Source organism: Priestia flexa, from assembly GCF_021441905.1.
GTDB lineage: Bacteria > Bacillota > Bacilli > Bacillales > Bacillaceae_H > Priestia > Priestia flexa.
In genome coordinates this window covers 2,425,668-2,438,362 of sequence record NZ_CP090431.1, presented here as the reverse complement: position 1 = coordinate 2,438,362, position 12,695 = coordinate 2,425,668, and the positions used below count along the sequence as shown (strand labels likewise).

The following is a 12,695-nucleotide window of genomic DNA, read 5'->3' as shown; positions in this document are numbered from 1 at the left end:
TTTTATATTATAGTGGGCATATCCAGTTTTGCTAAGTATGAATAAGGTGAGGTCCCTACAAACCAATCAGACTGATTAAAAAATGTATGGACGCGGTTTCCCCAGCACATATCTAAAGGTAAAGTAGATGAAGGAGCCTTAAAATGGTTAAATTTTGAGTGTAGACTTGATGAATAATCTTGTCTCGCTCCGGTATGCTTTACGCTATCTGCAAACGAATAAGTACCTGAATATAAATGACTATGAAGAAACAGAAGTGCATAAAGCAATTTCCCCGCAATAATTCGATTTTTAAGGGAAGAAAATTGTGAAATGTTTACTCCAACTAAAGCTAATTGGTTATTACTTTCATAAGGAATTAACACCTGGGTCATACCGAGAAAGCTTTGTGCATAAAACTGCCATGTATCCAGTACGTCTTCTTTTGTTTTTCCATCTTGAATGAGCTTGTTTTCAATATAATGCTGTTCATTCACAATTAAAGCAAGAGATAGTAAATGTTCTTTTTTCATAGGTTCATTTATGAATTCAGTCCAAATGGGATGCATAAATGCGGATACTCCTAAGGCGGTAAGTAAGTGAGACAGATTTTGCCCATTCTTTTGACTTTCTTCATATAACAGTAGTTGAGAAAAAGCATCTTGAAAGATTGCAGCGTTTGCGCGCTCTAAAAATAGAAAAAAAGCATGCTGTTGAACAGGAGAAAGAAGCTTTTTGGCGAAAGTAGTTTGCAAGTCGGTCATATAGTAGCCGCCATTTCTAGAAACGAGGTGAGCTAAAAACGCCCATTTTATTTCCGGGTAACGCTTATAAAATTCCAAATAAGCATGGGTTCGCGTAATGTTGTTTTTATTGTGCAAGCGAACGTTTTTTTTAATTCTTTGAACAAGCTTAGACTCTTTCTCATTTAGTTCAAAAGTGTTAGAAAAGGAAGATAAAATAGCTAAAGATTGCGTATTTAAGTGTGCTAAGTTGTTCGTTGTTTCAATTGTCATAGTCTTGTTGACCTTGAATGGAAGTGAATAAATCATAAAAGTTCTCCTTTTCGTTTTAAAGCAGCTAAACGGGGAATAAAGTTTTTGAAACCTTTATATTATTAGTACGTATAAAGGGTAATAAGTGTTAAGAAAAGAGGGAGTTATTATGATAAAAAAACTATTGAATTCAATATTAGGATCAAAAAAACATCATCGCTACAGCAGCAGCGATTACCACCGTCGCCGTCCACGACACTACAGCAGCAGTGACTACAAAAAAGGACGTCACTATGATAGTCGAAGTCATTCAAAGTATGGACATCATCATTATAAGCGTAAGAAAAAAAGCTTTTTCTCCAGCTTTTCTTCTAGCTGATTGACAAAATGAAGCACTTTTTTAAATCAATTCAACGATTTCTAATGGACCGCCCTTTAAAACAAGGCGTATTAATTAAGAACCGTTATGAAATTGACCGTGTTTTAGGAATGGGGAGCTATGGTATTACATACCTGGCAAAGGATCAAAAGCTTGGAACACAAGTAGTAGTCAAGCAGCTGCGTAATACGAAACAAAAGCTTGACCAAGGCATGCGAGCTTTTCAATATGAAAAAAAGATATTAGCAAGAATAAATCATCCTCAAGTCCCTCAGCTACTGGATGTAGAGGAAAGTAGCGCTGGATTTTTCATTATAATGGACTATATTAATGGAAAGACGTTTGAAGACTTAATATTTGAACATCACTATAAATACAAAGAAGAAGATGTAGTTCAAATATTGCTACAAGTAATAGAAGTGATTGAATCTCTTCATAATGAAGGAATTGTCCACCGTGACCTGCGAATTCCAAACATTCTTAAGGTCGATGATGTTATTTACATCATTGATTTTGGTTTAGCACGTTTTATCGGAGATGATGAACAAGTCGAAGGCTTAGTAACAGAACAGCAGTATATGAGAAGAACAACTGTTCAAAGTGATGTATATGCTTTAGGGCATTTCGCGCTGTTTTTGCTGTACTCAAGCTATGAACCTAATTCAAGAAAAGAGAAGAGTTGGGAAGAAGAACTTTTGTTATCACCAGAGCTTACAGCAATCATTCGCAAAATGTTACAATCCGATGGCTATTATGAAGATATGATGCACCTCAAAGGGGATTTGCAGTTTATTGCTGATAAAAAGACGAAGGCTTTAAACTTTTAATATAGTGTAGAAATGGGGAGGTTGGAATTAATGGCTTTATTTAATAAGATATTAGCTCGAATCGGTATTGGTGCTGCTAGAGTAGATGCAAAGCTAGTAAACGACGAGTTTCGTGCAGGTGAAAAGATTGAAGGGATTGTAGAAGTATATGGAGGCAATGTTGAGCAGACGATTGACCGAATTTACTTACGTCTGTTTACATCATATGTAAAAGAAGTAGATGATAAAAAGGTCAAACAAGATATACAGCTCAATGTATTCAAGATTAATGAGCCGTTTACTATTCAGCCAGCTGAAAAAAAAGAAATCCCTTTTACTTTCCAACTACCTGATGATACACCCGTTACGCTTGGAAAAACACGAGTATGGGTGGCAACAGGTTTAGATATTAAAGATGCGGTAGACCCGTCCGATATTGATTATGTGAAAGTTCTTCCTAATTTGATGGTTACAAGCGCGATGAAATCAATGGAAGACCTTGGCTTTCGTCTTCGTCAAGTGGAATGCGAAGAGGCACCAAGAAGAATGCGAAAGCGACTTCCTTTTGTACAAGAATTTGAATTCGTTCCAGCTAAGGGTCCTTATTATGGAAAGTTAGACGAAGTAGAAGTAATTGTTCAATCATTAGGTAATGGTCAATATGAACTGTTGTTGGAAATTGATCGTAAAGCTCGAGGGTTTAGTGGCTTTTTATCAGAGGTATTAGACGCTGATGAGTCTCTTGTGCGGGTTACAGTGTCTGAAAGTGAGATTGCTCAGCTATCTGCCACTCTAGAGCGAGTTATTTCAAGATATAGCGTATAAGTTAGGATAGTCTGTCTTTCTTCTTCACATATTAAACGTGTGAGGAAGGGAGGGAAAACCATGTCTCATAAAACAAGTAATCAAACACATCAAAAAGGAATGAAAAAGTCGTCACGTCAACAGCCAGAATTCTCAAATGAATTTGCTATGAACCAGGCACCAAAGCCTGAACACTATAAACAGCCTAAAAAAGACTAACGACTGCATAAGGAGCATGTATTTGCATGCTTCTTATTCATTCTTCTTTATCGTTTAATGGAGGAGAGCACAACATGTTAACGCGAAGACAATATATTGTTACTGTCTGCCTGGCACTTGCCTTATTTGTGATTCTAATGCTAACGTTTGACACGGCTTTTGTAAAAGAGTTAGATTATGATGTATTACATACAATTTTTGAGTGGAGGACAAGCTGGCTAACACCATTTTTTATTTTTATTACAACGTTAGGATCATGGTATGTTACGGCACCAATTTGGCTTGTCCTTGTTATACTGTTGATGTATAAACGCCAAGGCATATCAGCCTTATTCATTACCCTTGTGTTTTGGGGGGTACGAGGGTTAAATTGGCTTTTAAAAGAAATTTTTGAACGTCCAAGACCTGGATGGAGTCAGCTAATTGACGCATCACACTACAGTTTTCCAAGCGGCCATGCGATGAATTCGAGCGCATTTTTTGTGGGACTATTATGCCTTGTTTTAGCGTATTCCAAGACACAAAGTGTGAGAAGTATCGCCTATACAAGCTTTATTCTACTAATCATATTAGTTGGGTTCAGTCGAATGTATTTAGGTGTCCATTACTTAACAGATGTATTAGCCGGTTATGCTTTGGGTATCTCTTGGGCGATTAGCATGTATCAGCTCTATCGTAAATTCATGCAGTCTTCTTTAAAGAAATACCAGTTCCCGACATAATATATACCATTACAAATTCTTAACGAATATTTCATTTTATTGATTTAGAACCAAACGGTTATCCACTGACTTTAACAAGATGATACACTAGTAAAAGCATGGCGAACGCCATGCTTTTTTGGAGAGATTTATGCTAAGGTAGTTTAATTATAAAAGAAAGTATGAATAAAACATGTATTTGAAATGAAGGATTTTGATCTATCTATCGCTAATATAAATGACATAGTATTAATTCATACATAGGATGCAGGATAGAACATTGAGGTTTGGAGGGAAGACATTTGAATGTGTGGACGAATTTAAAAAAACAGTTAAATATCATTACGGAATACGATGTTACAATTATGCAAACAGAAGAAAAAGGAGAAAGAAGAGGATATAAACCGGTTCATCGTTTAACGGTCAAAGCTCTCGACCATCAAGATGCAGCGGTTAAAGTCTTTCAACAGTTCAACATTGCTGACAATTTGCCAAAAGAATGCAATGCTCGTTTTATTAGTACAGGAGATATTTTATTAATTGATGAAGGTACTAGAGGAAAGTATTATTATAAACTTTGGACGGATGGATGGCAAAGAGTAAATCGGATTCACGTCCGGTAAATCAATTATTGATAAAGCAAAGCGACCAATCAGGCCGCTTTTTTAATAAAAAAGTTAATAGTCGCGCATATGGTGTCCAGGACCATTTTTGCGTTTATTTGCTGTATGCTCATCACCATGTGCCTCTTGCTCCGCAATAATGGCTTCTTGAGGAATGTGGTTGTTTTTCTTTGGTGAATTAATGCGATTACGATGTTTTTTGCCCATATGATCACCTCATTTATTTAAAAATAGTGTTCTTGAGTAGCTTTCCTCGAAACATGTTTTTCATTACGCCATTTTTTTCAGTACATAGTTCAGCAAAAATGTTGGAATAATGAAGGGCAGAGAAAGAAATCAGTAATTAATTCGACAAATTATGTTATAGTGAGAAGGTAACATTTTTACACAATAGGAGGTACAAAGATGAGTGTACATATTGGGGCAAAAAAAGGTGAAATTGCAGAAACGATCTTACTCCCTGGAGATCCGCTTCGTGCGAAATACATTGCGGAAACATTTCTAGAAGATGTTACTTGCTACAATGAAGTTCGCGGAATGTTAGGATTTACAGGAACATATAAGGGAAAACGTGTTTCCGTACAAGGAACAGGGATGGGCGTTCCGTCTATCGCTATTTATGTAAATGAGTTAATGAATGAGTATGGTGTTCAAAACTTAATTCGTGTCGGAACTTGTGGGGCGATTCAAAAAGATGTAAAAGTTCGTGACGTTATTTTAGCTATGTCTTCATCAAGTGATTCACAAATGAATCGCGTGAAATTTGGACATATTGACTATGCGCCAACTGCGAATTTCGACTTATTAAAGCGTGCATATGACGCTGGAGTTGAAAAAGGATTACACCTAAAAGTAGGTAACGTTTTCACTTCTGATCAATTCTACAATGAAGATGGACAACTAGAAAAGCTAGCTGCACACGGTGTACTAGCAGTTGAAATGGAAACAACAGCACTGTATACGCTAGCAGCTAAATATGGGCGTAATGCGCTGTCTGTTTTAACGGTAAGTGATCACATCTTTACAGGTGAAGAAACAACAGCTGAAGAGCGTCAAACAACATTTAATGATATGATTATCGTTGCTTTAGAAGCAGCAATCAATGAGTAATAAATAGTTGAATTCTGTTCGCAATTCCCTTATAATATCTTTATGAATAAGATTCCTTAAAGGGGAGTAGCGTCAGGTTTTTCCTGAAATAAAGTCGACATTTCGTAGAGAAATCTACCGGCTTTATTGGCATAGTAAAACAATGTCTAGCAAGACCTTTACCGATTAGTGGTGAAGGTCTTTTATTGTTTAAATGAGAGATAAAAGATGTAACCATAATCGTTTGTTCTTATTTTTATGTTAAAAAGAGGAGAAGCGATGGTTCGTTGAAACGAAAAAAGAAACTATTTTTAATGGTAGCATTCCTTGTGTTGAGTAAATTATTTTTACTTGCAATGTTGACCTTGGAGGTGAAAAATCCGCCTCGATTTCAACATTTATTTGGCTTAATTCCAGTCAGCTATTCATTAAATTATACGGAAGTTCCACCTCGACGTTAATGAGTAGGACTTCACTAAAAAAGAGCGTGCAGTTTACGCTCTTTTTTAATGGTGTAAATTAGAAAAGAAATCGGTTCAACACGATCGTAAAAAATATATTTTCAATTCAAAGAAGATATGGTACGATAACCTACGTTCAAAACGGCTTTGGTTTTCGTGAGAGTCGAAAATCAATTTACTATATACTATGAGGTGATTTAGTGAGCGTAGCAGCTATTAAGCAGCAGTGGTTTTCAAATATCCGAGGAGATATTCTCTCAGGAATGACCGTTGCACTTGCATTAATTCCCGAAGCACTTGCATTTTCCATCATTGCAGGAGTAAATCCTATGGTAGGTCTATATGCTTCTTTTTGTATGGCAATTGTCATTGCATTTACTGGGGGAAGACCAGCAATGATTTCTGCCGCAACTGGTGCAATGGCTCTTTTAATGATTGATCTAGTGAAAACTCATGGGGTTGAGTATTTGTTTGCGGCGACAATCTTAACTGGAATTATTCAGCTCGTTTTAGGTGTGCTGAAAGTTGGAAGGTTTTTATCATTTTTACCACAAACGGTTATGTTTGGTTTTGTTAACGCGTTAGGGATTTTAATTTTCACTGCTCAATTTCAGCATTTTAAAGGTGCGAACTGGGCTATGTACGCGATGGTAGCAGGAACATTATTAATTGTATATGTATTCCCTCTTGTAACTAAGATAGTTCCAGCACCGTTAGTAGCGATTGTATTTATGACGGCCATGGCCATTTTTGGTGGAGGATTTGGCTTGAAAACGGTAGGAGATATGGGAGAGATTACGCGTACACTACCAGCTCTTCATTTTCCAGCAGTAGAATTATCACTAGAAACATTATTGATTATTCTACCGTATTCACTACCGTTAGCGATTGTAGGTTTGTTAGAATCATTACTAACTGCGACAGTTTTAGATGATATGACGGATACAGATTCCAATAAAAATAAAGAGGCACGTGGACAAGGTTTTGCTAACATAGTTACAGGTTTATTCGGTGGAATGGCAGGATGCGCTATGATTGGACAATCTGTAATCAACGTAAAATCAGGTGGACGTGGAAGACTTTCAACACTTATAGCAGGCGTGTTTTTATTATTTTTAATTATGGTGTTAGGTGATGTTGTAAAGCAGATTCCAATGGCCGCGCTTGTTGGCGTCATGTTTATGGTAGCGGTAGGCACGTTTGATTGGCGATCTGTTAAAGACATTCATAAGTATCCTGTATCGGATTCTGTTGTTATGATTGCAACAGTTGTTGTTGTACTGCTTACACATAATTTAGCGCTAGGAGTTATGGTTGGTATTGTCATTAGTACGGTCGTGTTTGGTTGGAAAATGGCGAGATTAACAATAATAAAAGAAGAAGAGTCTGATCGAATAGTTTATCACGTTAAAGGTCCTCTTTTCTTTGCAACAACAACAGCTTTTGTAAATGCATTTCATTACGAAGATGAACAAGCAATAATTGTAGTTGATTTTTCAAACTCTTACGTTTGGGATCAATCTGCAATGTTAGCCGTGGCGAAAGTTATAGGAAAGTATGAAAGCAATAATAAAAAGGTAGTATTACAAGGGATGAACGGTGCTACCAAAAAAGCGATGGGGCGAATTGGCTTAGACTCTTCGATATAGATAGCATAAAGAGGTGACTATTCACCTCTTTATTTTATTGAAAAGTCTTTTCCAAAATGACAGAGTTATTGAGGGTGAATCCACTATACAATTATGTTGTTTCTTTTTAAGTAAATCATATGCTTTGCGTCGATATTGATAATCAAACATCATGATCACCTCGCAAACTTAAAATTGTAAGCGATTACACATTTAATTTTACCAGAATCTAAACAAAATAAAAAGAGCGGAGTCTATACTAACGGGTTCGGTTTTTGAGTGAAAAATAACAAATAAACAACATAATCGGAGACACAATTCACATATGAATTGGTTGTCTCTTTTTTTGTTGATCCATCAATGGTTTTACTTACTTAATAATAGAATTGATATTAGAATTCGCAACCTAATTGGTATGACTGCATAAGTTTATGCGGAGTTGTTAATTATAGTGCTAAAATTGCTGTGACTTGAACATTTCTTTGTAATGAGAAATTCTTTTTATTGTTATTTATAATCAAAAGGATATTAAAATAACAATAATAATTTAATCAAAAACAATAATAATTTAATCAAAAACAATATTAATTTATTGAAAAACGATAAAATACATATTATAATCATATTGTCATTAAATAAGGGAGGTGTTTTAAATAATTGTTAAACGAGGTTCCACCACTTTCTTAAAGGTCATTATTTTTCTAATCGGAATTGCAGTGTTTACTTTGTGTATTTATTGGATGCCTGTGTTAACCATTAAAGACGTAGAAGCACATCCTGGTGGGGATTACTCGCTATATCCCCTTTTAGTATGTGCGTATGGAATTTGTATTACATTTTCTTTTACGCTGTATCAAGTATATAAACTATTAACCTATATCGAAAGGAACAACGCTTTCTCCGAGTTATCTCTTAAATCTTTAAAGGTTATAAAAAAATGTGCTTTTACAGCCATTTTCTTCATTGTATTAATGATAATAAGCTTAAAGGTGATTTCTATAATCACAGGAGATGATGCAGCAGGACCTATATCGATAAGTTTGATAGGAATTTTTGCAACAAGTATCCTCACAGCCATTGTGGACGTACTTCAGAAGCCATTAAAAAATTTCCTAGATAAAAAATAGGTATAATTTTATTATTAATTTCCCTACCGTTGAGTATAAAAATGATAATGGAACTTATTCATAATCAAAAAAGAAGCGAAAATATAAAAAAGCAGTTGGATTACGAAATCCACTGCTTTTTTTGTTACCAATTTACTGTTGATATTAATGTTAAAACAGTAACGAATTGGGCTGCGAGTTTTGATTTTGTGCTTCAAAACCGAACCCGTTAATTCTATACCGCTCTTTTTATTTTACTCTGTACCAAACATATATCGTTTTTGGTGCCAAGATATCCCAAACATTAATCCAATGGCAAACATACTACCCATTAGGGAGCTACCACCGTAAGAAATAAATGGTAGAGGGATACCTGTAATTGGTAATACTTGAATCGTCATACCGATATTTTGAAAGACGTGGAAGGTAATCATCGTAATGACACCTACGCATAAATAAGAGTTAAATTCATTTTTTGTTTCTAATCCAAGCTTAATTAAGTAATAAATAAGAAGGAAAAACAAGCTGATAACAATGCTTCCTCCTATAAAACCGAACTCTTCACCTATTACGGCAAAGATAAAGTCTGTTTGACTTTCTGGAATGTAAACAACGCCATTTCCCGGGCCTTTTCCGTTGACCATCCCAGAACCGATAGCATTCAGTGATTTCACTAAGTGATATGCTTCACCTGTGCTGTAAGTGGTTGGGTCTAGCCATGCATAGATCCGACCAAATTGATACTGCTTAACACCTAAATATTTTTCAAGGAAATCAGGAGCATAAATTACTAGTGCAAGAATGCCGGCACCTATTGAACCAAGCCCTAAAAAAGCAGGAACAATTAGCTTCCACGTTACTCCCGATACAAAGACCAGACCTACAAAAATCGCTAATAAAACAAGCGCAGTTCCTAAGTCAGGTTGCTGCATCACAAGAAGCAGAGGAAAACCTAATGTTGCCCCCATTTTTGCTAGTAATAAAAGGTCTTCACGTATCGTGCGAATGCGATATTTTTCGTTGTGCTTAACAATAATATTACTCAATACAATAATCAAGAAAACTTTTACAAACTCAGAAGGCTGTAATGAAAAGCCAGGTAGTGTAAACCAACTTTTTGCACCGTTAATTTCTCGAGCAATACTGCTCGGCGCAATAATTAAGAAAATTAGAAGGAAGTTTCCAAAACCATAGAAGACCCACGAGAGTTTTTGTAATTGATCAGAATCTAGTCGCATTACAAATGCAATAATTACCGCTCCAATTACGTAGAAAGCAACTTGTTTAATAACAAAGTTTGAATCATATTGTCCAATAGTTTGTGCACTATTAATAGCAGTAATACTTACGCAGAAAAAAAGAAAGAGAAGAAAAGCTAAATTCCAGTCAAATCTACTAACATTTCGTTGATTTTCACCCATACTATTCACCTATCAATATCGAATCTAATTATATTCTTAATGTGGCACGCTAGTGTTAAGCCACAAAAGATATCTTCACTATGATGAAGATAATATCATACAGCCTCTTATTATACATGAATCATTCTACAATATAAATAGGTCAAACGATAACATTTTGCCTTTTACATCTTTTTGCTAGATTTTTAAGGTGGATAGGACTAAATCTAGCAATCTTATCATAGAGATTACTATATAAAAGATAATTTAATCAATTGCTAATCACTAGTAAATTTAATAGATAAAAATGAAAATTGAGTGAAAGAGTCTCTTATATAATAGAGGAAAAGGAGGATTAGCTTATGATTTGGGGCGTGATTCTTGTAGGCTTATTCATTTGGTGTTCCTGTTACTATACTGTGTGTCACCATGGTTATATATCAACAAAAGCTGGCAATTTAGCTGCTGTATATACGGCAATGAGCACAAGCTTTATAACTGCTTTTACGATGTTTGTATTAGTGGAAGAAACGCTTATGTTCTCAAGTATTTGTGCTGCTTGTGCAGGTATAGGAGTAGGATGGTTTATTGCGATTCCTTTCACAGTGAAAACAATTATAGGTGGTATTGTTAGCGGTGTTATTGCTAGTTTCAGCTTTTATACAATCCATCTCTTTTGGTCATATAGCAACGGGATTTTATGGGGGATTTTTATTTTAATCTCCATAGTAGGAAGCAGCCAGTCTCTCTTTAAAATTTTAAAAGAAATTCCTATGTTTGAATCAGTTTTTGTTAAACGTTGCATTCAACACCCCTTTGTTTTAACTCCAATATTCGTTTTGATCTTTTTTGTATATCAATTTATTGAACGATGCATGCCGCAATATGATCCTACTCGAAAAACCTAGTGTATGGATATTCACCTATTCAAAAAGTGAAGCATATAGTAATTTAAATGCACATTGGAAAGGAGAATATATATGTATCGATATTATTACGACCCTCGCTTTCAAATTATATTTCCAGGACAGGGTGGGCAAGGTTTTCCACCGCGACCACCAGGACAAGGTGGAAGCTTTTTACCACCACCTCCACCACCAGGGCAGGGAGGCGTACCAGGTTTTCCACCACCTTCTGGTCAAAGTGGTCCCCCAACAGGTCCACCGCCTGCTTTTACACCTCAATTAGCTTCTTCGGGAGGACCATCTCTTTATGCTGTAGATCCTGGTTCGATAGCAGGTTGTCTGTATAAATACACGTATATCTGGGCAAAAGGTGGGCGGTCATATTGGTTCTATCCAACATATGTCGGCCGCAAATCCGTAGCAGGGTATCGTTGGACTGGATTCAACTGGATATATGCTGGGATTGATTTAGATCGAGTGAACGAATTTCAGTGTTATTAAAGAGGGTGGGACATAAGTATCTCAGTCAATGATATATCTGAACTATCGCGAGTTAACTACTTTCGATAGTGCGGATATTTTTTTTGTTTCGGAAAAATTTTAAAAAAATCATTTAAACGGTTGACGAATAAAGAACAGAATCATATAATAAATCTTGAATTCGAGATAATAAACCAAATTAAAATCTTGAAATGAAAATAAATGATTTAAAGATAAACGGGAGATGAGAACTATGACAAACGTGTTATATGTAAAAGTAAATCCACAAGTTGATGAGGCGTCCTTCTCAACACGCTTAGCTCAAGCATTTTTAGATGAGTATCAAACGGTGAATCCAAGTGATACAGTAACAACAGTCGACCTTTATAAAGAAGGCGTTCCTTTAATTGATTCTGATGTGTTAAGCGCTTGGGGGAAAGCTGGAGCAAATCAAGAGCTAACAGAAGATGAAACAGTAAAAGTTGAGCGTATGGGAGCTTTATTAGAGCAGTTCTTACAAGCTGATAAAGTAATTTTTTCAGCACCGATGTGGAACTTAAGCTTTCCACCACTTATGAAAGCATATATTGATAACATTTTGATTGCTGGGAAAACATTCAAGTACACTGAAAGCGGACCTGTTGGATTAGCTACTGGAAAGAAAGTAGCATTATTAGAAGCGCGCGGCGGTGTTTATAGCGAAGGACCAGCTGCAGAACTTGAGTTTACGCAGAAATACTTCCGCACTGTAATGGGCTTTATTGGTATTCAAGATGTTGAATTAGTTGTTGCTGAAGGCATGGCTTATGCTCCAGCAGAAGCAGATCAAATTTTAGCTAATGCAGTAGAGAAAGCAAAAAGTGTGGCAAAGACATTTTAATAAGTAGTGAAAAAAAGAGTATGGTAAAGGCTATACTCTTTTTTATATTTCAGCGAGTTAAATCAATTTCAATATTATTCCATTGAAAGAACTTTTTTGTTTACAATACATCGTAGGCATGTTTAAATAATGAACATATTTATCTCAATATCCTGATCTAATAAGGGGAGCATTGTATACAAATGTTGAGGATATAAGAAGAAGTTTCTTCTTAATAAAGCTACGTTTTTCAAAGGTAAT

General features: G+C 35.7%; 15 protein-coding genes and 1 riboswitch. Of the genes, 12 read left to right on the top strand and 3 right to left on the bottom strand.

The genetic code is table 11. From position 1 onward, the window contains the following. Nucleotides 1-2: 2 nt before the first annotated feature. Complete coding sequence (locus LZP85_RS12600; protein WP_119542813.1) at nt 3-1,031, bottom strand: DUF2515 family protein; 1,029 nt, start codon at nt 1,029-1,031, stop codon at nt 3-5. Nucleotides 1,032-1,143: 112 nt separating this feature from the next. Between LZP85_RS12600 and LZP85_RS12595 the strand changes: the two genes are divergently transcribed. The 6 genes from LZP85_RS12595 to LZP85_RS12570 all read left to right on the top strand — a co-directional run bounded on the left by LZP85_RS12595 (nt 1,144) and on the right by LZP85_RS12570 (nt 4,506). Further along, complete coding sequence (locus tag LZP85_RS12595) at nt 1,144-1,353, top strand: hypothetical protein (RefSeq protein ID WP_076512741.1); 210 nt, start codon at nt 1,144-1,146, stop codon at nt 1,351-1,353. A gap of 8 nt (nt 1,354-1,361) precedes the next feature. Next, nucleotides 1,362-2,180 carry a serine/threonine protein kinase gene (locus tag LZP85_RS12590; protein ID WP_206782488.1) on the top strand — a complete coding sequence of 273 codons (819 nt, stop codon included), beginning with the start codon at nt 1,362-1,364 and terminating at the stop codon, nt 2,178-2,180. A 30-nt stretch (nt 2,181-2,210) separates the two neighbouring features. Next, entirely contained in the window at nt 2,211-2,984 is a 774-nt protein-coding gene (locus LZP85_RS12585) for a sporulation protein (RefSeq protein ID WP_119542811.1), read from the top strand. A 60-nt stretch (nt 2,985-3,044) separates the two neighbouring features. Further along, nucleotides 3,045-3,182, top strand: coding sequence for a hypothetical protein (locus tag LZP85_RS12580; protein WP_153301137.1), 138 nt, complete (start codon nt 3,045-3,047; stop codon nt 3,180-3,182). 74 nt (nt 3,183-3,256) lie between these two features. Continuing rightward, complete coding sequence (locus LZP85_RS12575) at nt 3,257-3,904, top strand: phosphatase PAP2 family protein (protein ID WP_076512813.1); 648 nt, start codon at nt 3,257-3,259, stop codon at nt 3,902-3,904. Nucleotides 3,905-4,185: 281 nt separating this feature from the next. Beyond that, nucleotides 4,186-4,506: a hypothetical protein gene (locus LZP85_RS12570; protein WP_025911459.1), complete on the top strand. Its 321-nt coding sequence runs from the start codon at nt 4,186-4,188 to the stop codon at nt 4,504-4,506. A 54-nt stretch (nt 4,507-4,560) separates the two neighbouring features. Here the strand turns inward: LZP85_RS12570 and LZP85_RS12565 are convergent, their stop codons facing one another. Continuing rightward, the gene (locus tag LZP85_RS12565) at nt 4,561-4,713 is read right to left on the bottom strand and encodes a hypothetical protein (RefSeq protein WP_167556116.1); all 153 of its coding nucleotides are present in this window, start codon (nt 4,711-4,713) and stop codon (nt 4,561-4,563) included. 198 nt (nt 4,714-4,911) lie between these two features. Here LZP85_RS12565 and deoD point away from each other — a divergent pair, with 198 nt between their 5' ends. The 3 genes from deoD to LZP85_RS12550 all read left to right on the top strand — a co-directional run bounded on the left by deoD (nt 4,912) and on the right by LZP85_RS12550 (nt 8,811). Beyond that, complete coding sequence (deoD, locus tag LZP85_RS12560; protein ID WP_119542810.1) at nt 4,912-5,616, top strand: purine-nucleoside phosphorylase; 705 nt, start codon at nt 4,912-4,914, stop codon at nt 5,614-5,616. A 49-nt stretch (nt 5,617-5,665) separates the two neighbouring features. Continuing rightward, nucleotides 5,666-5,825, top strand: a riboswitch (yybP-ykoY riboswitch). 431 nt (nt 5,826-6,256) lie between these two features. Beyond that, complete coding sequence (locus LZP85_RS12555; RefSeq protein ID WP_119542809.1) at nt 6,257-7,705, top strand: SulP family inorganic anion transporter; 1,449 nt, start codon at nt 6,257-6,259, stop codon at nt 7,703-7,705. 632 nt (nt 7,706-8,337) lie between these two features. Continuing rightward, the gene (locus LZP85_RS12550; protein WP_119543502.1) at nt 8,338-8,811 is read left to right on the top strand and encodes a DUF2975 domain-containing protein; all 474 of its coding nucleotides are present in this window, start codon (nt 8,338-8,340) and stop codon (nt 8,809-8,811) included. Nucleotides 8,812-9,044: 233 nt separating this feature from the next. Here LZP85_RS12550 and LZP85_RS12545 read toward each other — a convergent pair whose 3' ends face one another. Beyond that, nucleotides 9,045-10,211, bottom strand: a complete 1,167-nt coding sequence (locus LZP85_RS12545) for an FtsW/RodA/SpoVE family cell cycle protein (protein WP_025911454.1) — start codon at nt 10,209-10,211, stop codon at nt 9,045-9,047. A gap of 341 nt (nt 10,212-10,552) precedes the next feature. Here LZP85_RS12545 and LZP85_RS12540 point away from each other — a divergent pair, with 341 nt between their 5' ends. From LZP85_RS12540 to LZP85_RS12530, 3 genes are all read left to right on the top strand, one after another. Beyond that, nucleotides 10,553-11,098 carry a hypothetical protein gene (locus LZP85_RS12540; protein WP_206833561.1) on the top strand — a complete coding sequence of 182 codons (546 nt, stop codon included), beginning with the start codon at nt 10,553-10,555 and terminating at the stop codon, nt 11,096-11,098. Nucleotides 11,099-11,170: 72 nt separating this feature from the next. Then, on the top strand, nt 11,171-11,596 hold the full coding sequence (locus LZP85_RS12535; protein WP_025911450.1) for a hypothetical protein: 426 nt from the start codon (nt 11,171-11,173) through the stop codon (nt 11,594-11,596). A 232-nt stretch (nt 11,597-11,828) separates the two neighbouring features. Further along, on the top strand, nt 11,829-12,455 hold the full coding sequence (locus LZP85_RS12530; RefSeq protein WP_025911449.1) for an FMN-dependent NADH-azoreductase: 627 nt from the start codon (nt 11,829-11,831) through the stop codon (nt 12,453-12,455). Nucleotides 12,456-12,695: the final 240 nt, after the last annotated feature.